At 64.1% G+C, this 23,968-nt stretch carries 21 protein-coding genes, 1 tRNA gene and 1 pseudogene; 17 read left to right on the top strand and 6 right to left on the bottom strand.

Features of this window, described 5'->3' with window-relative positions; all coding sequences use genetic code 11:
* Positions 1 to 31: 31 nt before the first annotated feature.
* The 7 genes from ptsP (at position 32) to DWZ15_RS03135 (ending at position 7,805) form a co-directional block, all read left to right on the top strand.
* Entirely contained in the window at positions 32 to 1,735 is a 1,704-nt protein-coding gene (gene ptsP, locus DWZ15_RS03105; RefSeq protein ID WP_118449311.1) for a phosphoenolpyruvate--protein phosphotransferase, read from the top strand.
* A 74-nt stretch (positions 1,736 to 1,809) separates the two neighbouring features.
* Positions 1,810 to 2,742: a 1-phosphofructokinase family hexose kinase gene (locus DWZ15_RS03110; RefSeq protein WP_055250439.1), complete on the top strand. Its 933-nt coding sequence runs from the start codon at positions 1,810 to 1,812 to the stop codon at positions 2,740 to 2,742.
* Positions 2,743 to 2,925: 183 nt separating this feature from the next.
* Positions 2,926 to 3,858 (top strand): 1-phosphofructokinase family hexose kinase, encoded by a 933-nt coding sequence (locus DWZ15_RS03115; protein ID WP_117583462.1) that lies wholly within the window; start codon positions 2,926 to 2,928, stop codon positions 3,856 to 3,858.
* Between the two features lie 164 nt (positions 3,859 to 4,022).
* Positions 4,023 to 5,417, top strand: a complete 1,395-nt coding sequence (locus DWZ15_RS03120) for a CCA tRNA nucleotidyltransferase (RefSeq protein WP_117736313.1) — start codon at positions 4,023 to 4,025, stop codon at positions 5,415 to 5,417.
* A gap of 127 nt (positions 5,418 to 5,544) precedes the next feature.
* Positions 5,545 to 5,621, top strand: a tRNA-Glu gene (locus DWZ15_RS03125).
* A gap of 148 nt (positions 5,622 to 5,769) precedes the next feature.
* The gene (locus DWZ15_RS03130) at positions 5,770 to 7,077 is read left to right on the top strand and encodes a lysylphosphatidylglycerol synthase transmembrane domain-containing protein (RefSeq protein ID WP_118449313.1); all 1,308 of its coding nucleotides are present in this window, start codon (positions 5,770 to 5,772) and stop codon (positions 7,075 to 7,077) included.
* 116 nt (positions 7,078 to 7,193) lie between these two features.
* Positions 7,194 to 7,805 carry a TetR/AcrR family transcriptional regulator gene (locus DWZ15_RS03135; RefSeq protein WP_158572483.1) on the top strand — a complete coding sequence of 204 codons (612 nt, stop codon included), beginning with the start codon at positions 7,194 to 7,196 and terminating at the stop codon, positions 7,803 to 7,805.
* 3 nt (positions 7,806 to 7,808) lie between these two features.
* Here DWZ15_RS03135 and DWZ15_RS10660 read toward each other — a convergent pair.
* From DWZ15_RS10660 to DWZ15_RS03165, 6 genes and pseudogenes are all read right to left on the bottom strand, one after another.
* Positions 7,809 to 8,033: pseudogene (locus tag DWZ15_RS10660) on the bottom strand (DDE-type integrase/transposase/recombinase); the annotation flags it as partial.
* Positions 8,034 to 8,062: 29 nt separating this feature from the next.
* A complete protein-coding gene (locus DWZ15_RS03145) occupies positions 8,063 to 9,379 on the bottom strand; it encodes an ABC transporter ATP-binding protein (protein ID WP_118449317.1) in 1,317 nt (438 codons plus the stop codon).
* On the bottom strand, positions 9,380 to 10,402 hold the full coding sequence (locus tag DWZ15_RS03150) for an iron ABC transporter permease (RefSeq protein ID WP_118449319.1): 1,023 nt from the start codon (positions 10,400 to 10,402) through the stop codon (positions 9,380 to 9,382).
* Positions 10,403 to 10,424: 22 nt separating this feature from the next.
* Positions 10,425 to 11,996 carry an ABC transporter substrate-binding protein gene (locus DWZ15_RS03155; RefSeq protein ID WP_118449321.1) on the bottom strand — a complete coding sequence of 524 codons (1,572 nt, stop codon included), beginning with the start codon at positions 11,994 to 11,996 and terminating at the stop codon, positions 10,425 to 10,427.
* Between the two features lie 4 nt (positions 11,997 to 12,000).
* A complete protein-coding gene (locus DWZ15_RS03160; protein WP_117716075.1) occupies positions 12,001 to 12,534 on the bottom strand; it encodes a hypothetical protein in 534 nt (177 codons plus the stop codon).
* Between the two features lie 146 nt (positions 12,535 to 12,680).
* Positions 12,681 to 13,607 carry a sirohydrochlorin cobaltochelatase gene (locus tag DWZ15_RS03165; protein WP_118449323.1) on the bottom strand — a complete coding sequence of 309 codons (927 nt, stop codon included), beginning with the start codon at positions 13,605 to 13,607 and terminating at the stop codon, positions 12,681 to 12,683.
* A gap of 511 nt (positions 13,608 to 14,118) precedes the next feature.
* Here DWZ15_RS03165 and cobM point away from each other — a divergent pair.
* From cobM to DWZ15_RS03215, 10 genes are read left to right on the top strand one after another with little or no spacing between them, the layout of a single operon-like run.
* On the top strand, positions 14,119 to 14,910 hold the full coding sequence (gene cobM / locus DWZ15_RS03170; RefSeq protein ID WP_118449325.1) for a precorrin-4 C(11)-methyltransferase: 792 nt from the start codon (positions 14,119 to 14,121) through the stop codon (positions 14,908 to 14,910).
* A gap of 1 nt (position 14,911) precedes the next feature.
* Positions 14,912 to 16,096, top strand: coding sequence for a cobalt-precorrin-5B (C(1))-methyltransferase CbiD (gene cbiD / locus DWZ15_RS03175; protein ID WP_233544618.1), 1,185 nt, complete (start codon positions 14,912 to 14,914; stop codon positions 16,094 to 16,096).
* Entirely contained in the window at positions 16,089 to 16,778 is a 690-nt protein-coding gene (gene cobI, locus DWZ15_RS03180) for a precorrin-2 C(20)-methyltransferase (protein ID WP_117583471.1), read from the top strand. Before cbiD ends, cobI begins: the two co-directional genes overlap by 8 nt.
* Positions 16,779 to 17,912 carry a cobalt-precorrin 5A hydrolase gene (locus tag DWZ15_RS03185; protein ID WP_118449327.1) on the top strand — a complete coding sequence of 378 codons (1,134 nt, stop codon included), beginning with the start codon at positions 16,779 to 16,781 and terminating at the stop codon, positions 17,910 to 17,912.
* Entirely contained in the window at positions 17,912 to 18,655 is a 744-nt protein-coding gene (gene cobJ / locus DWZ15_RS03190) for a precorrin-3B C(17)-methyltransferase (RefSeq protein ID WP_042435525.1), read from the top strand. Before DWZ15_RS03185 ends, cobJ begins: the two co-directional genes overlap by 1 nt.
* On the top strand, positions 18,643 to 20,115 hold the full coding sequence (gene cbiE / locus DWZ15_RS03195; RefSeq protein ID WP_118449329.1) for a precorrin-6y C5,15-methyltransferase (decarboxylating) subunit CbiE: 1,473 nt from the start codon (positions 18,643 to 18,645) through the stop codon (positions 20,113 to 20,115). Before cobJ ends, cbiE begins: the two co-directional genes overlap by 13 nt.
* The gene (locus DWZ15_RS03200) at positions 20,112 to 21,494 is read left to right on the top strand and encodes a cobyrinate a,c-diamide synthase (RefSeq protein WP_233544619.1); all 1,383 of its coding nucleotides are present in this window, start codon (positions 20,112 to 20,114) and stop codon (positions 21,492 to 21,494) included. Before cbiE ends, DWZ15_RS03200 begins: the two co-directional genes overlap by 4 nt.
* On the top strand, positions 21,487 to 22,629 hold the full coding sequence (gene cobT / locus DWZ15_RS03205) for a nicotinate-nucleotide--dimethylbenzimidazole phosphoribosyltransferase (protein WP_118449331.1): 1,143 nt from the start codon (positions 21,487 to 21,489) through the stop codon (positions 22,627 to 22,629). Before DWZ15_RS03200 ends, cobT begins: the two co-directional genes overlap by 8 nt.
* Positions 22,626 to 23,174 (top strand): bifunctional adenosylcobinamide kinase/adenosylcobinamide-phosphate guanylyltransferase, encoded by a 549-nt coding sequence (locus DWZ15_RS03210; protein WP_118449460.1) that lies wholly within the window; start codon positions 22,626 to 22,628, stop codon positions 23,172 to 23,174. Before cobT ends, DWZ15_RS03210 begins: the two co-directional genes overlap by 4 nt.
* Positions 23,171 to 23,938: an adenosylcobinamide-GDP ribazoletransferase gene (locus tag DWZ15_RS03215; RefSeq protein ID WP_158572484.1), complete on the top strand. Its 768-nt coding sequence runs from the start codon at positions 23,171 to 23,173 to the stop codon at positions 23,936 to 23,938. Before DWZ15_RS03210 ends, DWZ15_RS03215 begins: the two co-directional genes overlap by 4 nt.
* The last annotated feature ends 30 nt before the right edge of the window (positions 23,939 to 23,968 follow it).

Below are 23,968 nucleotides of genomic sequence, written 5' to 3' on the forward strand. Positions count from 1 at the left end.
TTTATCACATGACACGGAGAGAGGAATGGGAATGTATCAGGGAGTCAACGCTTCCGAGGGCATCGGTATCGGCACCGTCATGGTCGCCGTCGATCCCGACTTGACGTTTGAGCCGCACGAGGTTGCTGATTCGGCAGCAGAGAAGGAGCGCTATCAGACCGCTCTTTCGGTCTTCTGCGAGAAGACCCAGGCTCAGGCCGATCACATGAAGGAGACGGTGGGCGAGGCCGAGGCCGAGATCATGAGCGGACACATTGTCCTGGCTCAGGATCCGGGCATGACCGACGCCATCAACGCCGCCATTGACGGCGGCACCTGCGCCGAGCAGGCGCTCATGGACACCTCGACCATGTTCGAGAACATGTTCCTGTCCATGGACGATGAGATGTTCCGTCTGCGCGCGGCCGACATCGCCGACATCCGCACCGGTATTCTGGCCGAGCTGCTGGGCAAGGAGGTCGTCGACCTTTCCGTCCTGCCCGAGAACACCGTCGTTGTCGTGCACGACCTCACGCCGTCCATGACCGCCACGATCGATAAGGCGCACGTTGCCGGTATCGTCACCGAGACTGGTGGCCGCACGTCGCACTCCGCAATCATTGCGCGCGCCCTCGAGATCCCTGCTGTCCTTTCGGTTTCCAACAGCTGCACCGCACTGCGCAACGGCATGACCGTTGTCGTCGACGGTGGCAAGGGTATCGTCGAGGCCGATCCCGATGAGGAGACGCTCGCCGCTTACACTGCCAAGGCCGAGGCTTTCGCTGCCGAGAAGGCGGCTCTCGAGGCCTTCCGCGGCAAGCCGTCCGTGACTGCCGACGGCATCAAGAAGATCATTGCCTGCAACATCGGCAATCCCGATGACGTGCCCAACGCGCTCGATCACGACGCCGAGGCTATCGGCCTGTTCCGTTCCGAGTTCCTGTTCATGGACTCTGCTGAGCTTCCTTCCGAGGAGGAGCAGTTCAACGCCTACCGTAAGGTCGCCAGCGCGCTCAAGGGCGCTCCGGTCATCATCCGCACGCTCGATGTGGGTGGCGACAAGGAGATTCCGTACCTGCACATGGTCAAGGAAGAGAACCCCTTCATGGGCTTCCGCGCCGTGCGTTACTGCCTGGCCAACCCCGACCAGTACAAGGTCCAGCTCCGCGCCCTGCTGCGCGCCAGCGCCTTCGGTGACGTCAAGATTATGATCCCGCTCGTCACCTGCGTCGAGGAAGTCTTGGCTGTCAAGGAGCTCGTCGAGCAGTGCAAGACCGAGCTGACCGAAGAGGGTCGCAAGTTCAACGAGAACATCGAGGTCGGCATCATGGTCGAGACGCCTGCAGCCTCGCTGCTCGCTGACCGCCTGGCCGAGGTCGCCGACTTCTTCTCCATCGGCACCAACGACCTGATCGGCTACACCATGTGCGCCGACCGTGGCAACGACACCATCTCCAACCTGTACCAGGTTTACTATCCCGCCGTGCTCCGCTCGCTCAAGAACATCATCGAGAGCGGCGTGAAGGCCGGCATCATGGTCGGTATGTGCGGCGAGGCCGCTGCCGATCCGTTGCTCGAGCCGCTGCTGATCAGCTGGGGCCTGGAGGAGTTCTCGATGAGCGCTCCGTCCATCCTGCGCGCCCGCAAGACCATCAGCCAGTGGACCAAGGCCGAGTGCGACGAGCTCGCCGAGAAGGCGCTCGCCTGCATCACCGCTGCCGAGGTCAAGGCACTGCTCGAGTCCGCAGCTCGCTAATTTGGTATCAGAGGTAACCGCGTGGTTGGAATGGGCCGGCCACGCGGCCCTCACATATACAGGGGGTACTGTAAATGTTCTACACGCTAACCGCTAACCCGGCTGTCGACATGACGGTTTCGAGCTCTCCGCTCGAGCCCGACGAGAACGTCCGCACCGGCTCGGCCAGCTACACGGCTAACGGCAAGGGCCTCGACGTGTCCTTCGCCTTTAAGAAGATGGGCGTCGACACCGTCGCGCTCGGTTTCTTCGCCGGCTTCACGGGCAAGTTCATCGTCGAGGAGGTCATGAACCTGGGTTGCCTCTGCCGCCCGGTCTGGACCGACGGTATCACGCGCATCAACACCTACGTCAACGATGGCCAGCACGAGTACGGCATCCTCAACCCCGGTGCTCCGATCACGCCGCAGCATCAGGAGGAGCTCTACAACATCCTGGACACCGCGGGCGACCTTGAGTGCCTGATCGTCTCCGGCTCCGTGCCTCCCAAAGCTACGCCCGACTTCCTGGCTCAGGTCATGGAGCACGCTCAGGCCCGTGGCGCCGACGTCGTCCTGGACCTGTCCTCCGACAAGCTCAAGGAGCTCGCTCACAAGAAGCCGCTGCTCATTAAGCCGAACCATCACGAGATGAAGGCTATCTTCGGCGTGCCGGTCGACACCGACGACGAGGTCCGCGTTGCCATGAAGCTGGCTCACGAGGCCGGCGTCCAGAACGTGCTGCTCACCCGTGGTAGCCGCGGTGACGCTTACTTCTCCAACGGCGAGGACATCTGGTATGCCAAGCGTGAGTTCAACATCAAGCTTGTCTCTTCCGTCTGCGCCGGCGACTGCACCCTCGCTGCGTTCCTGCACAAGTGGTACAGGGATCGCGACAACGTCGAGGAGGCCATGAAGCTCGCTATGGCCACCGGCGCCAACGTTGCTGAGTCCGTCGGCATCGGCGACTTTGGTCACGTCGACGAGTACAGCAAGCGCGTTGCCGTTCGCAAGCTCGATCGCAAGTAAGCGAAACACGACAAACTCGTGCGCATACGGCGTCCCGGTTTCGACCGGGGCGCCGTTTTTTGTCCCACTCGAACCTCGGAGCCGCGCTTCACGCGTTCCACACCGTTCACCGAGTTGTTGTAGCCTTTTGCCGAAGCGTGGAATATACTTTCATTAACACGTTGCTTCGTGAAAGGAACATTCATGATTTACACGCTTACTGCAAATCCCGCTATTGACTACAACATCTCCTGCGATGGCTTGTCCGCCAACACCGTTACCCGCACCCGTAACGCTGTCTACACCCCCAACGGCAAGGGTCTCAACGTTTCGTTTACGCTCGACCACTACGGCGTCGACACCACGATCCTGGGCTTCTTCGCCGGCTTCTCGGGTGAGTATATCGTTAAGGGCGCCGAGGCCCTGGGCGTGCCCGTCAAGCCCGTGTGGACTGACGGCATCACGCGTGTTAACGTGTTCCTCAACGCCGGTCCCGACACCGAGTACAACATGGTCAACGCCGGTGCCGCCATCAACGAAGCCAACGAGCAGGAGATGTTTGAGCTTATCGATTCGCTCGATGACATGACCTGCCTGGTTATCAGCGGCTCGCTGCCCCCCAACACCTCCGAGAGCTTCCTGGCAGAGGTCCTGCGTCGCGTGAAGGCGAAGGGCGCCGAGTTCGTGCTCGATATCTCGAGCCATCAGCTGGCCGACCTCATTGCTATGGAGCCGTTGCTCATTAAGCCTAACGACGACGAGCTGCTCGACATCTTTGGCATTAAGGTGAGCGGTGGCGACGACGAGTCCGTCAAGGGCGCCATGGCCGAGCTGCACGCCAAGGGCGCTAAGAATGTACTGCTGACGCTCGGCGGCGACGGCGCGTACTTCTCCAACGGCGAGCACATCTGGTTTGCCAACCGCACCTTCGACGTCAAGCTGCTGTCGACCGTCTGCGCGGGCGACTCCTCGCTGGCCGCCTTCCTGTCCGTGTGGCACGACGCCCCCGAGCGCGTCGAGGATGCCCTGCGCCTCTCGATGGCCACCGGCGCCAACGTGGTCGAGTGCCCGGGTCTGGGCGATTTTGCCAAGGTCGATGAGTATCAGAAGGGTATTGCAATCCGTCAGGTTTGCTAGTTCCGGCACCTTGCCTGAATAGTTCAATTATTTCGCATCCGTCTTAGACCAGGACGGATGCGTTTTTGTTTATCGGACTTGCGTGTGCAGTGGAGGCTGTTTCTTGCTAGACTTCTTGCAGACGCAATCGATAGCCAATTTGATAGTCGCAGGAGGCCATAGGCATGTGCAATGTTTCGCTCAACGGTACGCAGCCGACCGATGCCTCTATCCGTGTCCTGCGTGCGCTTGAGGCAGCAGGTCTTGAGGCTTGGTACGTGGGCGGTTGGGTACGTGATGCCCTGATGGGACGCCCCAGCCACGATGTTGACATGTGCTGCAGCGGCCTGTGGCAGGAGTCCAAAGAGGCGCTCGAAGCGGCTGATATTGCCGTGGTCGAGTCGGGCATAAAATTTGGCGGCATCACGGCTATTTGCGATGATGAGCGCATTGAGGTCACCACCTACCGCCTAGACGGCTTTTACACCGACGGCCGCCATCCCCAGAGTGTGGAGCGTGCGGCGTCGCTTGAGGACGATCTGGCGCGTCGTGACTTTACCGTTAACGCTATGGCCTGGCATCCCGAGCGTGGTCTTGTCGACCGCTACGATGGTCAGGGCGACCTAGACCGCAAGCTCATCCGCGCCGTTGGAGATCCCAAGCGTCGTTTTAACGAGGATGCCCTGCGCATGTTGCGCGCGGTGCGTTTTGCCTGCCGTCTGGATTTTATGATCGAGCCTAAGACTAAACAGGCGCTTGCCGAGTGCGCGCCGCTGCTCGATGCTGTGGCGCGCGAGCGCGTGGGCATTGAGCTCGAGGGTATCCTTTCGACCGGCCACGGGGGAGACGCCATGCTGCGCTACCCCGAGCTCATCTGCGCCGCCGTGCCCGAGTTTGCAGCGGGTCGCGGGTTTGATCAGCGCAGCGTCTATCATGCGTTTAACGTTTACGAGCATATCGCCCGTGTGCTGACGGTGGCGGGGGAGTTGGCGCTGTGCGACGGCTTTACACCCTCAATGAGCCTAATGTGGGCGGCGTTTTTGCACGACGTTTCCAAGCCCGATTGCTTTACGGTCGACCATGCGGGCAGCGGCCACTTTTACGGTCACCCCGAGCTCGGGGCCAAGAAGGCGCGCGCCATCATGGATCGCTTGGCGCTTTCGCACGACTTGGTCCGCGACGTGTGCCTGCTCATTAAGTACCACGACAAGCCGCTGCGCCCCGAGCGCTCCTGCTTGCTCAATATGATGCGCTTGCTTTCGGGCGAGGGCGTCGATACGCCGCGCCTGATGGACGAGCTTATGGACCTTAAGCGTGCCGACACGCTGGGCAAGGCGCCGTCGTGCTTCTATTACGTCGAGACGATCGAAGAGATGCGCTCACTCGCCCATGATTTGTTGGAGGCGGGGGAGCCCTATTCGCTCAAGATGCTTGCTATCAACGGCGGCGACTTGATTCGTGCCGGTGTGAAGCCGGGGCCCGAGCTAGGCCAGCTACTCAACGCCGCCCTCGAAGCCGTTATCGAGGACAACATCCCCAACGATCGCGAAACCCTTTTGGTTCATCTCAACTTGAATTAGCTAATTAGTTGACCTGCGCGTTCCATAACCTGTCGACAATTTTTCGGCAATTTGGAATTTCTTCTTGCGCTGATGTTTTTTGTCCCGTAATATATTTCCTCGCAGCACGGCAGTGCAGATGTCATGTGGCCCGTTCGTCTAGCGGTTTAGGACGCCGCCCTCTCAAGGCGGAGATCACCAGTTCGAATCTGGTACGGGCTACCACGCATCTGATACCCGGTCTTTCCACGGAAGGCCGGGTTTTTTTATCAAACAACTGTCTGTCATTCCCGTTTGAACAAGAGCTTTGCGTTCTGCTTATGGCCCTTACGGGTACAATAATCAAGATATTTTGACTGTTAGAAGGAGTCTCATGACGGAGTCCTCTCAGCATACGTCCAAGCCCCAGGTCGAGGTTGAGGCCTCGGGCGGCGATGACAATAAGAGCGCACGCCGCGGCGCAATCTTTATCGGCGTTGTGCTGGTGGGTTATATCGTCTATCTGGTGGTAACCGGGCAGATGGGGCAGTTCTGGGCTGCTATGTCGAGCGTCCAGGCGCCCTGGCTCGTTGTCGCGTGTCTTTGCATGTTTATGTATCTGTTCTTTGGCATTGTGGCCTATGCGATTGCCGTTTGGCTCGACCCCAATTCGCCCGTCGGTATCCGCGACCTCATTTCGGTCGAGGCGAGTGGCATCTTCTTTGGTAATCTGACACCCATGATGATGGGCTCTACGCCTGCCCAGATCTACCGCCTGACCAAAGCGGGCCAAAATGTCGGCGAGGCCGGCGCCACGCAGTTCACGCGTTTTATCGTGTATCAGTTTGGCCTCGTTGCCTGGGGCGCTATCCTATTGCTTGCTCGCATGCCGTTTTTTGCCGAGCGCTATGGCGACATGACGCTGCTGTGCGTCTTTAGTTTTGGCGGCCACTGCTGCATCTTGCTTGGTATCTTCGCCGTCGCGCTCATGCCTAAGACCGTCACGCGCGTCGCCCATTGCATCATCAATTGGCTCGAGCGCATAGGTGTCTCGGCCACTAAGATCGAGGGATGGCGCACGTTTGTCGACGGCGAGATCTACTCCTTCTCCGAGAAGTTCAAGCTTTCGGCCGGACATTTTTCTTCCATGCTGCTCACCGTGTTTATCACCATGCTGCAGCTCGCGTTTTTCTATCTGGTTCCATATTTCCTGATGCTTGCTTTTGGCCACCACGAGGTCGACTTTTTTTCGGTCATGGCCGCGAGCGCCTTTGTCCAGCTGCTGAGCTCTGCGGTTCCCTTGCCCGGTGGAACTGGTGGCGCTGAGGGCGGCTTTGCATTGTTCTTGGGTCATTTCTTTGGGTCGGCTTCGACCGCCGGCTATCTGCTGTGGCGCCTCATTACATTTATTGCGCCGACCATTTTGGCTGCGCCCCTGCTGGGCCTTAAGAGCGCCCACAACGAGAGCATCCGTGCGCGCTGGGATCGCGTGATGCGCAAGCTCGGCCGCGAGCCTCAGACGCCCTCTGCGCCCACTAAGCCGCACCCCACGAATGCTGTTACCGTTGATCCCAGGAAGCACGCTCAGAAGGCTTCTGGGACCGCTAAGCCGGCTCATAAAGCCTATGTCCGCCAGACGGGCGACGGTATCCGCGTATCTCCGTCGGCGCTCAATAAGAAGAAGCACCCTAAGTCGCGGTAGGGCAGTCGTGCGTTCTTCATGATGCGGGGCATATTTGAGCTGTATGGGGGATAATCCTCTTACGTAGATTATCTCTCATCTGTTGATGAATGCTCGCATATCGAAGGGACACACCCATGGCCACCAGTAAACCGCGTATTGATCGCCGTATCGTTCGCAGCCGCAATGCCATCCTTTCCGCTTTTGAGCGCTTGCTCATGGAAAAGCCGCTGGCAGACATTACGGTGAGTGCCATTGCGCGCGAGGCCAATGTCGACCGCAAGACCTTTTACGTTCACTTTGGTACGGTTGACGGCCTGCTCGATGCCATTGCCGCCGATGTGGTCGAGATGATCGTCGACTCGGTCGAAAAGACGCTTTCCACTATGGGCAGTGACCCTAACGAGCGCGCCCTCGGAGCGGCGGCTACCTTCTTTAAGACCATCAACGAGGCACTTTGCAATAACCTCGTGCTCAATCGCCAGCTGATTGAAAACATCCCGCTCGACGATTTTATGACGCGTTTGCGCGTGCCGCTCGAGCACGAGATTGCCGAGCGCGATCTGCTGCCCCACGGTCTCAAGGACGAGATGTTCGACTACTATCTGGCGTTTTTGCTGTCGGGTATTATCGGAATCTATCGCACATGGGCGCTGTCTGACGGCTCGGTTCCTATCGAGCGCGTCTCGGAGGTCGCCAACGACCTGACTCTCAATGGCCTGTCGAGTCTGGAATCTCGCTTGGATTAGGCGCAGGCTCGAGTTCGCGAGGCGCTTGTCGGGGTGCAGCCCGATCGACCAGGCGACGAGCATCCCGCCGAAGCAGTCGATGACCGGGCTCAGGTAGACCTTCTCGCCGCCCGGGAGCCTGAACTCGGTGATGTCGGTGAGCCACAGCAGGTTGGGCTCGTCGGCGTGGAAATTCCTGTTTACGAGGTTCTCCGGCGCCTTGTAGACCTCGCCGGCGTAGGAGCTGTAGCCTGAGGATCCTTAAAAGAAAGTCCAGTTTATCCTTTCCACCCCAATTGGGAATCCTCCGATGCGCCTTCGCACGCTCGCATGACCTCGATACTGTGCGAGCGTGCGAACTCGACGAGCTCTGCGTTGCGGGCGTTAATGGTGCCGAAGGCGGCGGGGCACACGATAAGGCGCGCGCAGTGGACGAGGAGCTCTTTGGCGCGGGCTATGGTTCTATCCCCGATCGGCTCGAAGGCGCGCTCGGCCACGCATTCCGCCGCCAGGTCGCGCGCGAGCTCGCAGTCGATGTCCCCTTCGTGCAGAACGCCCGTGTAGAACGCCTTGCCCTGCCGGATGAGCTGGCGAAACACAGCCGACCCCGTACCTGCGCCGGCGATGACGAACGTGTGCGCATCGCCGTGCGGGCGCCCAATTTCCACGCTGCCGAAGCGCTCGTTGAAGGTGCCATGCTGAAGGCCGTAGAGCTCGCCAATCGTCTCGCGCGTGAATATGTCCTCGGGTACGCCGGCGCGGAAGACCCGGCCGTCCTTCACGCAAATCACCTTGTCGGCGCTTTTCTGCGCGAGCTCGAGTTCGTGGATGGACATGATGACAGCCACATTCCGCGATTTCGCAAGGTGTCGAAGTATTCGCAGCAGGTCGATCTGGTAGCGGATATCGAGATACGACGTGGGCTCGTCGAGCACGAGCACACGCGGATCCTGCGCGATGGCGCGTGCGAGCATGACGCGCTGGCGTTGCCCGTCGCTTATCTGCATGAAGTCGCGCTCGGCGAGCTCTTCCACATGTGCGGTTTTCATGGCCTCGTCGACCCGACTATGGTCGTCGGGCGAGAGTGTGCCCATTCGCCCGGTGTAGGGATGCCTTCCCGCCTCTACGATATCGCGGCAGGTGAGGAGCTCGGTCCGGGGGCGATCTGTCAGCATAACGGCAAGGTTCCTTGCGAACTCCGCCGTCTTCCATCGGGAAATCTCCCGCCCGTCGAGCTCGACCGCGCCGGCAAGCGGTGCCAGATGGCGTGTGATGGTTTTCAAGATGGTCGACTTGCCCGAGCCGTTCGGCCCGATGAGCGCCACAACGTCGCCCGCGCGAACCTCCAGATCGACGCCTCCGACTACGACCTTCTTGTCGTAGCCCGCCGACAGGTCGCTTATGCGGAAAAGCGGAACTCCGTCAGCCTGCGTTTCGACCGGGGCTTCGAGGTTCGACTCCGCTCGGAGGAGTCGTTCCGCGCGCAGTTCCGCACGAGCCGAAAGTGCCTTCTGGCGCTTTCGTGCGAGCTCAGGACTGTCTAAGCATGGAATGTTCCCTCCGAGCTTTTTGGGCCGCGGCACGAATTCCCCCATCTACCTCACCCGCTTTTTCAACATGAGCGCGATAACCACCGGCGCGCCGAAGATGGCGGTGACGGCGCTGATGGAAAGCTCAACGGGAGAGAACAGCGTACGTGCGATCAAATCGCAGCCCGCGCAGAAGATGGCGCCTCCCAAGAAGCACGCAGGAATCACGCGGATGGGTTTCGACGACTTTAGCGCCGACTTCACGAGATGCGGAACCGCGATGCCTACGAACGACACCGGACCAGCGAACGCGGTCACGCAGGCGGAGAGCATGCTCGCTAGAAGGACGAGCACCACGCGGAAGCGTGCGACGTTCACGCCGACGCTTTTCGCGTAGGCTTCTCCCAGCTGGAAGGCGGAAAGGGGCTTCGATATCGCGAATACGCATGCGCTCACGGTGATCACCACGACCGCGATGACCGCAACGTCGTGCCAGCTCGAACCCGAGAAGCTACCCAAAGACCAGTTGTGCAGGTTCACGATGGACTGGTCGTCGGCGAAGGCGATGAGGAAGTTCGTCGCCGCCGAGCAGATGTATCCCACCATGACGCCCGCCACGATGAGCATGGCCATGGAACTTATGCGCCGTGCGATGAGGAGCACGAAGCCGATGGTGATAAGCGAGCCCAGAAACGCTGCGGCCACCATGGCCGGCGAGGACATGGCCTGGTTCGCGCCTAGAAGCACGATCATCGTAAGCGCGACAACGAACTTTGCGCCCGAGGAGACGCCCAAGATGAACGGGTCGGCGATGGGGTTGTTGAAAAACGTCTGCAGCAGGAACCCGGAAAGCGAAAGTGCCCCGCCGAGAAGCACGGCTGAAAGCACGCGCGGCAGGCGAATCTCCCAGATGACCTGGCTTTCCATGGAATTGGCCGCGCCGCCCGAAAGGATGCCGGGGATGTGGTCTGCGGGCACGAGCACGCTCCCGATGCACAGGTTGGCCCCGACGAGCACGATGAGGGCAACAGCGAGCAGCGCCGTCACGACGCGACACCGCGCGGCGCGCCCCGATTCGTCGTATGCCATGGAAAACCGGCTTCTCATGGCGCTAACCGAGCTTCCTCAGATAATGGAAGTCGCTCGCGTCATTGCCGGTGAACGCCCCGTGCAGCTCGTCGATAATGTCGGCGGTAGAAGTCATCTGCTGGTACATGTCGGCGCTTGTGACCCAGACGTTGCCGTTCTTCACGGCTTTGAACTGCGACAATAGCGCGTTTTTGCCTACGAAGTCGTTCAAGGTGGTAACTGACTCGTCGATGGTGCCGTTGTAGACGATAATGTCGGCATCCTTCGCCGTCGCGTAGAAGCGCTCCATTTCGAGCGTTACTGACGAACCTGACGTCGACGACGCCTGCGCGTCATCGAGCGCGTAGCTGCCGCCTGCAAGCTCGATCATCTGCGCCACGTAGTCGCCCGCCCGCCGCGTGACGGCGGCCCCGTTCGAGTTAATGTAGAAATACGCCACGGTTTTACCTGACGACGCGAGCCCCGACGTTTGCTCGACGCGGGCCTTCTGCTCGTTGAACAGGTGCGCGGCCTCGTCTTCCTTGTCGAACAGGACGCCGAAAAGCTTAATCCACTCGACGCGCCCGAGTGCTTCGGGCTCGCTCGACGACTGTTCGGTGAGCACGACGAGCCCGAGCTTCTGCAGCTTTTCCTTCACATCGGGCGTGTGGTTGATCATGGTGTTCTCGATGGCGAGCGTGCAGCCCGAGGCCGATATTCGCTCGTAGTCGGGCGCGCTGTACTTGCCGCCGTAGGCGATCGCCCCACTTTCGAGCGCGCTTTTGAAGCCTGCGACCGAGCAATCGTCGGCCTTCGTGCCCGACATGATGATATTGTCGTTCGCATCGAGCGCGTCGACCAGGCACATCGTCGCCGACGACACGAGGTACACCTTGTCGGCGGGGCGCCTTATGACCGCGATGTCGGAGCTCAACCCATCAGGTACCTTCGCATCTTGCGGCACCACGAGGAAACGCTCCCCATTCGAAACGCGGATAAGCCGCAGACCGCCTTCGAACTCGTCGACAGTGAAGTGCTCGGCGTATTCAAGCTGAAGCGCTCCCGTCGGCTCCCAGCCGCAGCCCAAATCGGCGTTGTGGAAGTCGGCCGCGGCGCTTGAAGCCGTTCCCGCAGGGGAGCCGCCGCTTGCATCGTCGCCCGATTTCTCCTTCATGGTGGATGAGTCGAAGTGGAGCGTGTAGTCGATGGTGTGCGGCGTCGACATGGCGACGGTCTCGGCCGACACGGCGATGTCCTCGTCGAGCGTGACGGGTATCTCGAACGTGGAGTTGCCGCCGTCGTTTACGGGCGCGTAGTCCACGCCGTCGACGGTCATCTTGTCGTAGTTCGAACTCGACCAGGTGATGGTCGCGGTGTAGGTGTCGCCATCCTTCACAATTGTGGTGGGTGAGGCGATGCTTGCGCGCCCTGACCCGCCGGAAAGCGAGACGCTCACCGTGTATTCCTGAGAGCCCGCCGTGCCACCGGTCGCGTTCGGGCTCGCACTGCACCCCGCGAAGGGAAGCGCGAGCAGGGCGACGAGAACGCAGGCGATCGCGCGCGCCGCGATGCTGTGGAGCTTCCTGTTTTCCCCCTTGGGAAGAATCGACCGCATGGCGTTACTTCAGTGCGTCGGCGCGCAGATCGACGCCGGCGGATTCGAACACAAGTGTGCGGTCGTACCACTGCTCTTTTCTAATACTCCACGCGGCACAGGCGGTGTCCTCGTCGAGCGCATCAACGGGCACGTCGTAGGTGTACTTGCCTTCCGCGTTTTCCACATAGGGGATGAAGTCGGCCTCGCTCGCGGCGGCAGCCTCGTCGCCCGTGCCCATGAAGAGCTTGCCGTAGCCCGTGCCGGAAAGCGTCATCACGCAGTGCATGGAGCCGTTTTCCACGATGAGCTGGGCGTCCACGATCCTGAACATGTTCGAGCTGGAATCTACGGTGATTGGATAGGTGCCGTCGGCCACCTTGTCGGCGGTGATGGGGGCAGCGCTTGCGCCCGCGGGCGCATCGGCCGCCTGTTCGGTCTTTTCCTGGGAATCGGCATCGCTTGCCTTTGCGCTGTCGATTGAATTTCCGGCGCAGCCGGCGAGCGAGAACGCGCAAAGCGCCGCCGACAGGGCGAAGACGAGGGTTTTCTTCAACATGGAGGGGGTTCCTTTCAATCGCTTCGACCGCCCGTGCCGTGCGGTGGGCGGTCGGAATGCGAATGCAACGGGCATGCGTCGTCAGTCGGGGAAAGGCGCATGCCCGTTGCACGGGGACGCGACCGGCGCCCCCGTGCGCGGCGAGTTTACAGCTTGGCGATGGCGTCGTCCACGTGCGAGACGTAGATGTCGTCGACCGCGACGTTCTGTCCCAGACCCTGGAGCAGGCACGTCACTTCGAAGCCGGCGGCCACGAACTTCGCAGCCCAGCTGTCGGGGTCGGTCTCGTCTGCCATGTCGTTGTTCGCGTGGTCGCCCGCGACCACCATGAACGGCGCGAGCACGGCCTTCTTGTAGCCTGCGGCGCTCGCGGCGGCGATAACATCCTCGCAGGTCGGTTCAGCCTCGACGGTGCCGACGAAGAACTGCGTCAAACCCTCGTTCTTGAACACTTCCTGCATCTTGGCATAGTCGGCGTTGGAATCGGCTTCGGTGCCGTGGCCCATGAGGCACAGCGCCGTCTCGCCGTCGTCGAAGGACGCCATGTTCTCCTTAATGGCTGCGGCCACCTTTTTGTAGTCGTCGTCGGAGGTGAGCAGCGGGTCGCCGAGCGAGATCTTGTCGAACTTGTCGGCGTACTTGTCGAGCTCGTCTTTCACGTCGGCGTATTCCAGGCCAGCCATGAGATGCGTCGGCTGCACGACGATTTCCTTCACGCCGTCTTCCACGCAGCGGTCGAGCGCCTCGGTCATGTTGTCGATCGTGATGCCGTCGCGCTTCTTCAGTTTGTCGATGATGATCTGCGCGGTGAAGGCGCGGCGGATGTCGTAGTCCTGCCAGTACTTCTCGCGGATAGCGTCTTCGATGGCGCCGATGGTGATGTGGCGCGAGTCGTTGTAGCTCGTGCCGAAGCTCGTGACGAGAATGACCGGCTTCACGGCCTTCTCCTTTTCGCTCGATTTCTCGGGACTCGCGGAGGTGCTGGAGCAGCCCGCGAGCGCGAATCCGGCGAGCGCGACGGCTCCGGTTGCTGCGGCGCCCATGAAGCCGCGGCGTGACATCTGGTCGGACATGGTTTTCCCTTTCCTCGGTTTGCCGGTCCCCCGGCGACAGTTGCTTATCGGCACAAGCGAAAGAAAAGCGCGCTCGTCCGCAAAGGGATAGCGCGCCTGTTTCTTGCATTCGAAAGGGAAGCGCACTCCTCGGGGTTCACAAGGAGATAACGCCACGGCGATGCCGTGAGGAAAAGGCGAAGCAGTCTGGCTTGGGGCGCGAGGCGGTTCGCCCGCGCGTCCTACACAGTAATGTCCCTTGCCCAGGATTCCCACCTGGTTCCCTCCGCAAGCCAGCGTGGGCTGTGTGGGCGCCGCGCCGGTCATTTCCTTTTATTCGATTGTCATATGCTCGTTGCCGAAACTACCACTATGATAGTGGGCGTTTGTGGGCGTGTCAAAGCCAGGGCGGGCGGCATTGCGCCTCCTGCCTACGTATTTGCGCCGATTGCCGCTGCGGGCGCCGTGTCTTGCCTGCTGCGCGAAGGGCGGCGTAAACGGTTGCGATGAGAAACGGGAAGGGAAGGCTCGGATGATTTATATCGTTGGCGCAGGTTCGGGCGCCGCCGACCTTATCACGCTGCGCGGGGCGCGTCTTCTGCGCGCGGCCGACGTGGTCGTTTGGGCGGGGAGCCTTGTGAACCCCGAGCTGCTCGCCGAGTGCAAGGAATCCTGCATCGTCTACGACAGCGCGCACATGACCTTGGAGGAAGTGCTCGACGTGATGTGCGCGGCGGATGCGCGGGGCGAGGAAGTGGTGCGCCTGCACACGGGCGACCCGTGCCTGTACGGCGCCATCCAGGAGCAGATGGACGCGCTCGACGCGCGCGGCGTGGACTACGAGGTGGTGCCCGGCGTGTCGAGCTTTTGCGGTGCCGCGGCGGCGCTTCGCCAGGAATACACGCTGCCGGGAATCAGCCAGTCGGTCGTGATCACGCGGCTTTCCGGGCGCACCCCCATGCCCGCGGGCGAGGGCATGCGCACCATGGCGGAAAGCGGCTCGACTATGGTCATCTTCCTGAGCTCGGGTATGCTCGCCGAGCTTTCCGCCGAGCTTTTGGCCGCGGGCCGCAGCTCCGACGAGCCGGCGGCGCTCGTGTACAAGGCGACCTGGCCTGAGGAGCGCGTGGTGCGATGCACAGTGGGCACGCTCGCCGATGCGGGCGCGCGAGAGGGCATCGACCGCACGGCGCTCGTGGTGGTGGGCCGCGTGCTCGGAGCTCGCGGCGGGCTTGCGCACAACGGCGCGCAAGCGGAGTCGTACGAGCGCAGCAAGCTTTACGACCCTTCGTTTGCCACAGGGTATCGGAAGGCGAGCAGCTAGCGTGGCCTTCGAGCACTACATATATACCGGGACGACCCGCCTGCGCTGCGGCTACACCACGGGGAGCTGCGCCGCGCTCGCGGCGAAGGCGGCCTGCGAGATGCTCTTGTCACGAAAGCCCGTCGGCCGCGTGTCGATCGTCACCCCCGGCGGGCTGCCCGTCGAGGCGAACGTGGTCGACGCATGTATCGGCGAGGGGTGCGCCCAGTGCGCCGTGCGAAAGGACGCAGGCGACGATGCCGATGTGACCGACGGCGTGCTCGTGTACGCGCGCGTGGAACATGCGGGGTCGGGCACGGGTGCTGCGGGCAGCAAGGGCGTGCCCGCGCGCGAATCGGAAGTTTCCGTCGATGGCGGCGTGGGCGTGGGGCGCGTGACGTTGCCCGGGCTCGAGCAGCCGGTGGGGGCGGCCGCCATCAACGCGACGCCGCGCGCGATGATCACTTCGGCGGTGCGCGAGGTGTGCGCCGCGCACGGCTTTTCTGGAAATATCGCTGTGACGATTTCGGTACCCGAGGGTGTTTCCCTTGCCGAAAAGACCTTCAACCCGCACCTGGGGATAGAGGACGGCATCTCCATCCTGGGCACGACGGGCATCGTCGAGCCGCGCAGTCTCGCTGCCTTGCGCGACAGCATCGAGCTCGAGATCCGGCAGCATGCGGCTATGGGGCGGCGCGGAGTCGTGCTCACGCCCGGCAACTACGGTGCACAGTTCATCTCGGGGCATTTCCACCTAAACGGTGCGCCGGTGGTCTTCATCTCCAACTTCGTGGGCGATGCGATTGATTGCTGCGTTCGCGAGGGATTTACCAATGTCCTTCTTGTGGGACACATCGGCAAGCTGGTGAAGGTTGCGGGCGGCATCATGGACACCCATTCGCGTACCGCCGACTGCCGCGCGGAGATTCTGGCCGCCCACGCGGCCTTGGCCGGCGCTGGCGCGAAGACCGTGCGCGAGATCATGTCGTCGGTCACGACCACGGCGGCGCTCGAGGTAATCGAGGCCGCCGGCGTGGGGGACGCTGCGCGCGCCTCGCTCGCTGCGGCAATCGATGACAGGTTGCGCCGCCGCGCGGCGGGCGCATGCGACATCGCCGCGGTCGTGTTCGACGCCGAGCGCCGAGAGCTTTTCCGCACGTCGGGCGCCGATGCAGTTATCGGGGAATTGGGGGCTACGTATGAGTAAAGGCGTGCTGTACGGGGTGGGCACGGGGCCTGGCGACCCCGAGCTGCTCACGATCAAGGCCGTCCGCACAATCGAATCGTGTCCGGTCATCGCCGCACCGCAGACGGCGGACGGGGCCATGGTCGCGCTCGACATCGTGCGCGGCGCCGTCGACCTTACAAGCAAGACGGTGATCCCCGTGCGATTCTCGATGACGCGCGACGCCGAGCGCCGCACGGCCGAGCATGCCTCGCTTGTTCGCGAGCTTGTCGCGCACCTGGATGCGGTCCGCGACGTCGCGCTGCTGAACCTGGGGGACCCGAGCATCTACGCCACCTTCCAGCGCATAGCGCCCGACGTGCGCGCCTGCGGGTTCGAGGCGCGCGCCATTCCCGGCGTGCCGAGCTTCTGCGCGGTCGCCGCAGCGCTCGAGCGCGACCTCACGCCCGAGATGTCGTCGCCTCTGCACATCGTGCCCGGCGGCTACGACGACGTGCGCCGCGCAATCGGCTGGCCGGGGACGAAGGTGGTCATGAAGGCGCGTCGCTCGCTTGCGGACACGAAGCGCATCCTTCGCGAGGAGGGCGCCTTCGACGGTGCCGAGCTCGTAGAGGACTGTGGGCTTCCGGGCGAGCGCGTGTATCGCTCGCTCGACGATGTGCCCGATCGGGGCAGCTACTTCTCGACGATGGTGGTGCGCTAGATGAGGGTTTCCTGCATAGCGTTCACTGAGAGGGGGTATGCGTTGGCGGAGCGCACCGCACACGCGCTTTCCGATTGCGCGCAGACAGGTGAAGATGACCCTGGCTGGGACGTTTCCGTTTCGCGCGGGTTCGGCGAGGGGAAGGCCGACCTGCGCGCATGGACGGCGCTCGCGTGGGAAGCGTCGGACGCGCTTCTGTTCGTGGGCGCGGCGGGCATCGCCGTGCGGGCGATCGCGCCGCATGTCGCCTCGAAGGCAAGCGATTCCGCGGTTGTGGCGATCGACGAGGCGGGGCGCTTTGCCGTCCCGCTTTTGTCGGGGCATTTGGGCGGTGCGAACGAGCTTGCGCAAACTGTGGCACGCGCGGCAGGGGCCATCCCCGTCATCACCACGGCGACCGACGTCCGCGGCGTGTGGGCGGTGGATACGTGGGCGCGCTGTGCGGGGCTCGCCGTTTCGAATCCCGAGGCCATCAAGCGAGTGTCGGCGCGGCTGCTTTCGGGCGGGCGCGTGGCGCTCTATTCCGACATGCCGATTTCGGGACAGCCGCCTGAGGGGGTTGACATTGCGTCCGACCGCGCTCGGGCCGATATCGTCGTGTCGCCGTTCGCTGGCGCGAATGCGGGTGCGTCCGTTCGCGCGGCGGAGACAACGGGCGAGGTCGTACCCGCCGGTGTGACGGGGAAGCCGGCGGGCGTGCGGGCGCAGGCGCCTGCGCCCGAGTCGCTTCGCCTTGTCGTGCCCTGCATCGTTGCGGGCATAGGGTGCCGTCGCGGTGCGTGCGCCGAAGCGATCGGGGAGGCGTTTCTTCTCGCGTGCGGGCAGGCGGGCATCTCGCCTTCGGCCGTGCGCGAGGCGGCGACGATCGACGTGAAGGCGCACGAGGAGGGTCTGCTCGCCTTCTGCCGCGCGCGCAATATCCCGCTTGCGACGTATTCCGCAGAGGAGTTGTCGCAGGTCGAAGGCAGCGTTTCGCCATCTGATTTCGTGCGTGCGACGGTGGGGGTCGACAATGTGTGCGAGCGCGCGGCGCTCGCGGGCGGGGGCAAACTTATCTTCCCGAAGCTCGCTCACGGCGGCGTGACCGTCGCGTTTTCCAAGGTAACTATCGAACTTTCGTTTAAGGAGCGGTGATGGGAAAGCTCTTCGTGGTGGGGATCGGCCCGGGCGGCCCCGACGGCATGACGATTGCGGCTCGGCGCGCGCTCGAGGCGGCCGACATCGTTGTGGGGTACACGAAATACGTGGAGCTCGCGCTCGCCGCCGTGCCCGACGCGGCGCATCTCGCGACGCCGATGATGCACGAGGTCGAACGGTGCCGCCTGGCGCTTTCGCGCGCGCAGAGCGGAGAAGCCGTGGCGCTCGTGTGCAGCGGTGACGCGGGCGTGTACGGCATGGCGAGCCCCGTGCTGGAGCTTGCGGAGGACTACCCCGATGTAGACGTGGAAGTTATCGCCGGGGCCACCGCGGCTCAGAGCGGGTCGGCGGTGCTCGGCGCCCCGCTTGCCCACGACTTCGCGGTCGTGTCGCTCTCCGACCTGCTCACGCCGTGGGAGGTCATCGAGCGCAGGCTCGCTGCCGTTGCGAGCGCCGACTTCTGCATCTGTTTGTACAACCCGCGCAGCAGAAAGCGCGCCGACAGGCTCTCGCGCGCGGCTAAGATTATGCTCGAATGGAAGGCCCCCGACACGCTCTGCGGTTGGGTACGCAACATCGGGCGCGAGGGGCAGCAGTCGGGCATGTGCAGGCTCTCCGAGCTGGGGGAGTTCGACGCCGACATGTTCACCACCGTGTTCGTCGGCAACGCGGACACGAAGCGCGTAGGCGGCCGTATGGTCACGCCGCGCGGGTATCGGGAGATTCCATGCGAAAGGTAACGATCATCGGGGCGGGGCCCGGAAACCCCGACTTGCTCTCGCGTGCGGCGCTCGACGCGATCGACATCGCCGACGTGGTCATCGGCGCTCATCGCGCGCTTGTCGGCATCGACGTGCCGCCCGACGTGGTGAGATGCGAGCTCGTGAAGACGGCGGACATCGTCGCCGCGCTCATTGATGCGGCGTCGTGGCAGCGCGCCGTGGTCGTGATGACGGGCGATGTGGGGCTGTTCAGCGGCGCGCGCCGCCTGGTGGAGGCGCTCTCCGGCGACGCGCGGGTGGACGTGCGCGTCATTCCCGGCATAAGCTCAGCGTCGTATCTCGCCGCGCGCCTCGCGCGTCCATGGCAGGATTGGCGCTTCGCGAGCGCTCACGGCTTGGCGTGCGACATCGTGGCCGAGGCCGAGCGCGCAGGTGAGCTCTTCCTCGCCACGTCGGGCGGGGAAGACCCCTCGCGGCTTTCGGGCGAGCTTGTGCAGGCGGGCTTCGCGGACGCGCGCGTGACGGTGGCCGAGCGCCTGTCGTACCCCGACGAGCGCATCACCTGCGCGACCGCAAGTGAAATCGCAGGTCAGACGTTCGACGACTTGAACGTGATGCTTATCGAGTTCGCAGGCTGCGCCGGGTCGCCTGCGGGCTCTAGCGCAGCCTCCGAGGCGCCGGCCGGCGCGTCTGCGCCCGCGGCGGCTTCTTTCGCGGCGGACTCTGCGGGCGCATCCCGCGCCGCGAGCTCCCGCTGGCCGTACGCTTCCTCGGGCATTCCCGACGAGCTCTTCATCCGCGGCGACGTTCCCATGACCAAGCAGGAGGTGCGCGCCGTCGCGCTCGCGAAGCTGCGCCTTACCGCGGCCGACACCGTGTGGGATGTCGGCGCCGGCACGGGGAGCGTGTCGATCGAGGCGGCGCTCGTCGCGCGAGCGGGGTCGGTATGGGCGGTCGAGCGCAACGCGGCCGGCGTGCGGCTCATCCGAGAGAACGCGGATGCATTCGGGTGCGGCAACGTGCATGCGGTCCCCGGTGTCGCCCCCGAAGCGCTCGCGAAACTGCCTGTCCCCGACGCCGTGTTCGTCGGCGGGAGCGCGGGCGAGCTTCCCTCCATCGTGGAGGCGGCGCTCGAGAAGAACTCGCAGGTTCGCCTGTGCGTGCCATGCGTCACCGTTGAGACGCTCACCGAGGCGTGCGCGCTCCTCTCGGGTTCGCGCTTTAAGGGGTTCGAGGCGTGCCAGGTGTCGGCCGCCCGTGCCGAGGCTGTAGGCTCGCACCATCTTATGAAGGCGCAAAACCCCGTGTTCCTCGTCAGCGCGCGTGGTGCGGGCGCGGATGCCGAGGAGCTTGCCGAAGTCGGCGCGCTTGCTGAGTCGCCTGTCGGGGAGGACCTCTCTGTCGAGGGGAACCCATCCGTCGAGGTAGTCTCGCTTGCTAACTGCGGCGCCGCAGGTGGGGAAGGCGGCGCCCGGTGAGCACGTCCATCCCGCGCTTCATGGTCGCTGCGCCCTCGAGCGGGAGCGGCAAGACGGTCGTCACGTGCGCGCTCCTGCGCGCGCTCGCGCGTCGCGGCCTTGCATGCGCGGCTTTCAAATGCGGCCCCGACTACATTGACCCGCTCTTTCACCGCCGCGTCGTGGGTGCGCGCTCGGGCAACTTAGACGGCTTCTTCACCGACGCCCCGACGCTGCGCGCCCTGCTCGCACGCGGCGCCGCGGGCGCGGATGTCGCGGTGCTCGAGGGGGTTATGGGCTTCTACGACGGCATGGCGCCCGGCGTGGCCGACGCGAGCAGCTACCAGGTTGCGCGCGACACGGAAACGCCGGTCGTTTTAGTGGTGAACGGGCGCGGGGCGTCTTTATCGCTCGCCGCCGTAATCCGCGGCATCGCCGAGTTCCTGCCTTGTGCGAACGTGCGCGGCGTCGTGCTGAACAAGACGAGCGCCGCTGCCTGCGCCTACGCGGCGCCTGCGATCGAGAAGCACACGGGCGTCGCGGTTTTGGGGAATATCCCCGCCGACGAGGCGTTCTCGCTCGAAAGCCGGCATCTGGGGCTTGTGACCGCCGACGAGGTCGAGCAGCTCTCCGCGCGCATCGACAAGATGGCCGAGCTGGTGGAAAAGAGCGTCGACGTCGACCGCTTGCTCGAAATGGCGGCGACGGCACCCGATATCCGCGAGGAACCTTACCGGTTGGAGCCGATCGCGGGAGCGCGGCCCATCGTCGCCGTTGCGCGTGACGAGGCGTTCTCGTTCTACTACGAGGAGAACCTGCGCGCGCTCGAGGATCTGGGTCGCGAGCTGGCCTTTTTCAGCCCCCTGTGTGATAGCGAGTTGCCCCGGGGGACAAGCGCCCTCTATCTGGGGGGCGGCTACCCGGAGCTCCATGCGCGGCAGCTCTCCGAGAACGCGCCGATGCGCGAGGCGGTGCGGCGCGCGGTGGAATCCGGCATGCCGACGGTCGCCGAATGCGGTGGGTTTCTGTACCTGCAGCGCGAAATCGCCGATAGCGAGGGGCGGCGCTGGCCTGTTGCGGGCGCCCTTGAGGGCGCAAGCGAGAACGGGGGAAGGCTGTCCCATTTCGGGTACGTGGAGCTTACTTCCCAACGCGACGGGCTCTACGGGCCGCGCGGCACACGCATCCGCGCGCACGAGTTCCACTACTGGCAGTCCACCTGCCCGGGCGGCGACTTTTGGGCGCAGAAGCCCCGGCGCGACAAGGGCTGGCCGTGCATGACGACCACCCCGTCCCTGGTGGCGGGCTTCCCGCATGTGTACTATCCTGCGAACCCCGACGTTGCGCGCGCGTTCGCGTCTGCCGCAGCGTCGTTCGCAGAGAGGAGGCGGCATGGCTGAAGCAACCGAAACCGCGCTTGCCTGCATCCGCGAGGAAGTCGAGCGCGCGTTCTCGTCGGCGCCGGGCGCCGTGCTCGAAGCCGCGCTTTCCCGGATCGCGCCCGCAGACGAGTGCGCCCGTGCCGCCGCGTACGCCGCGTGGGACTCCATCGCGCACCCCTTGGGGGGATTGGGCGACTTTGAAGACGCCGTCGCGTGTATCGCCGCAGCTCAGGGGAGCGCCGAGGTGGCCGAGTTTCCCCGTGCGCTCGCGGTATTCTTCTCCGACAACGGGGTCGTTGCCGAAGGCGTGTCGCAAAGCGGGCAAGATGTGACGCGAGCCGTCGCGCGCAACATGTGCGAGGGGGCCGCGAGCGCCTGCCGCATGGCGGCGTTCGCGGGTGCCGAGGTCGTGCCCGTCGACGTGGGTATGGCCCGGGGCATAGAAGACGCGCGCATGGTGCGCGCGAACGTGCGGCGGGGGAGCGGCAACATCGCTCACGGCTCCGCTATGTCTCGCGATGGGGCCGTGCGCGCGATCGAGGTCGGAATCGCCGTCGCGTGCGGGCTTGCCCGCGCCGGCGTGCGCCTTCTCGCCGCGGGCGAGATGGGCATCGGCAACACGACCACCTCGGCGGCGGTGGCCGCAGTGCTCATCCGGGCGGACGCGCGGAGCCTTGTCGGGCGCGGCGCGGGGCTCTCGGACGCCTCGCTCGCGCGCAAGCGCGACGTGGTCGACCGCGCTATCGACGCGAACTCGCCCGATCCCGCCGACCCGATCGACGTGCTCTCGAAGGTGGGCGGCTTCGACATCGCTGCGATGTGCGGCTTCTACCTGGGGGCCGCGGTCTCGAAGGCGCCGGCGCTCCTCGACGGGGTCATATCCTGCACGGCGGCCCTGTGCGCGGCGCGCCTGTGCCCCAACGCCTTGGGCTACCTCGTGGGCACCCACGCATCAAGCGAACCCGCAAGCCGGGAGCTCCTTCGCGAGCTCGGCATAAAGGCGCCCCTCGACGCAGGCATGCACTTGGGCGAGGGCGCGGGCGCCATGGCGTATCTCCCCCTTCTGGATTCGGCGCTGCGCGTGTACCGGGATGGGAAGACGTTCACGGCGACTGGCATGGCTGCTTACGAGCATTTCGAGGCCGGGAAATGACGGTGACGCTCGTCATCGGCGCCGCCGCGAGCGGCAAGAGCGCCTACGCCGAGTCCCTGTGCCTCGGGCACGACGGCCCTCGCGTGTACCTGGCAACGATGGAGCCCTTCGGGGAAGATGGCGCCCGCCGCATCGCGCGCCATCGGGCGCTGCGCGAGGGCAAGGGGTTTTCCACCCTCGAGCGAACGCGTGACGTGGGCGCCGCAGTGTCCGGGCTTCCGCGCGGCTGCACGCTTCTTTTGGAGGACGTGGGCAACCTGGTTGCGAACGAGCTTTTCGCGGAAGGCGGCTTGTCCCCGCGTGACCCCGACGCTGCGGCGCGCGAGGTACTCGGAGGCATCGAACGGCTCGCTCAGGCCGCTGCGTATACGGTGGTGGTCACCGTCGACGTGTTCGCCGATGGGATGCGCTACGATGAAGGGACCGAGGCATGGAGGCGCGCGCTCGCGCGCGTGAACGCGGGCGTGGCGGCGCTGGCCGACCATGCAGTCGAAGTGGTATGCGGGATTCCCGTGTGGATGAAAGGCGAAGGACCTACAAGGTGAAGATAGCAGAGGCAATCGGCGCGGCGTTCGGAACGTTCTCGCGCATCCCCGTCCCGAAATCGGTCTGGACCGATTTCGGGTCAACCCATGCACTTGCCGCGTTTCCCCTGGTGGGCCTTGCGGAAGGCTTCCTCATGACGGCGTGGGGGCACGTGGCGAACCTGCTCGGCGTGCCCGCGACCATCGTCGCGGCCGTGCTCGCGGCGCTGCCTGTGGCGGTGACGGGAGGCATCCACCTAGACGGGCTCTGCGACACCTCCGATGCGCTTGCAAGTTGGGCCCCGCGCGAGCGAAAGCTCGAGATCATGCACGATCCGCGGGCGGGCGCCTTCGGGGTCATCGGTGTTGTTGTGTACCTTATTCTGCAGTTTTCCCTGTTCACCGCGCTGCCGCTTACGGCGGGGGCGTTCCTCGCGCTTCTGTGCTCGCTCGTGTTCTCCCGCGCGCTTTCGGGACTCGCCGTTGAATGCTGGCCTGCCGCGCGGGCGGACGGCATGGCCGCGGGGCTCTCGCCTGCGAAGAAGCGCGCGGCGATCGTCGTGCCGCTTTGCGCTTTCGCTGCGGCTTCGGCTGCAGGGATGGTCGCGTGCGCTCAGGCCGTCGGCGCCTTTATGGCGGTGGCGGGGCTTTTGGTGCTCGCGTGGTACCGCCATGTTGCCCTGTCCCGCTTCGGCGGGGTGACGGGGGATTTGGCCGGATGGTTTCTGCAATGGGCCGAGCTCGCGATGCTTGCCATGCTGGTGGTGGGGGGCATGCTCCTATGATGCTCGTGGTAGGTGGCGCGCATTCGGGGA

It is taken from the genome of Collinsella sp. AF29-7AC, from assembly GCF_003475665.1.
In the GTDB taxonomy this organism is placed as follows: domain Bacteria; phylum Actinomycetota; class Coriobacteriia; order Coriobacteriales; family Coriobacteriaceae; genus Collinsella.

Coding starts and splice junctions, on each gene's coding strand:
- DWZ15_RS03135 (WP_158572483.1), top strand. CDS start 7,194: ATGGCCACCAGTAAACCGCGTATTGATCGCCGTATCGTTCGCAGCCGC.
- DWZ15_RS03185 (WP_118449327.1), top strand. CDS start 16,779: ATGAGGGTTTCCTGCATAGCGTTCACTGAGAGGGGGTATGCGTTGGCG.
- cobT (WP_118449331.1), top strand. CDS start 21,487: ATGGCTGAAGCAACCGAAACCGCGCTTGCCTGCATCCGCGAGGAAGTC.
- cobI (WP_117583471.1), top strand. CDS start 16,089: ATGAGTAAAGGCGTGCTGTACGGGGTGGGCACGGGGCCTGGCGACCCC.
- cobM (WP_118449325.1), top strand. CDS start 14,119: ATGATTTATATCGTTGGCGCAGGTTCGGGCGCCGCCGACCTTATCACG.
- DWZ15_RS03145 (WP_118449317.1), bottom strand. CDS start 9,379: ATGGGGGAATTCGTGCCGCGGCCCAAAAAGCTCGGAGGGAACATTCCA.
- DWZ15_RS03120 (WP_117736313.1), top strand. CDS start 4,023: ATGTGCAATGTTTCGCTCAACGGTACGCAGCCGACCGATGCCTCTATC.
- DWZ15_RS03115 (WP_117583462.1), top strand. CDS start 2,926: ATGATTTACACGCTTACTGCAAATCCCGCTATTGACTACAACATCTCC.
- cobJ (WP_042435525.1), top strand. CDS start 17,912: ATGGGAAAGCTCTTCGTGGTGGGGATCGGCCCGGGCGGCCCCGACGGC.
- cbiE (WP_118449329.1), top strand. CDS start 18,643: ATGCGAAAGGTAACGATCATCGGGGCGGGGCCCGGAAACCCCGACTTG.
- DWZ15_RS03160 (WP_117716075.1), bottom strand. CDS start 12,534: ATGTTGAAGAAAACCCTCGTCTTCGCCCTGTCGGCGGCGCTTTGCGCG.
- DWZ15_RS03150 (WP_118449319.1), bottom strand. CDS start 10,402: ATGGCATACGACGAATCGGGGCGCGCCGCGCGGTGTCGCGTCGTGACG.
- ptsP (WP_118449311.1), top strand. CDS start 32: ATGTATCAGGGAGTCAACGCTTCCGAGGGCATCGGTATCGGCACCGTC.
- DWZ15_RS03210 (WP_118449460.1), top strand. CDS start 22,626: ATGACGGTGACGCTCGTCATCGGCGCCGCCGCGAGCGGCAAGAGCGCC.
- DWZ15_RS03130 (WP_118449313.1), top strand. CDS start 5,770: ATGACGGAGTCCTCTCAGCATACGTCCAAGCCCCAGGTCGAGGTTGAG.
- DWZ15_RS03155 (WP_118449321.1), bottom strand. CDS start 11,996: ATGCGGTCGATTCTTCCCAAGGGGGAAAACAGGAAGCTCCACAGCATC.
- DWZ15_RS03165 (WP_118449323.1), bottom strand. CDS start 13,607: ATGTCCGACCAGATGTCACGCCGCGGCTTCATGGGCGCCGCAGCAACC.
- DWZ15_RS03110 (WP_055250439.1), top strand. CDS start 1,810: ATGTTCTACACGCTAACCGCTAACCCGGCTGTCGACATGACGGTTTCG.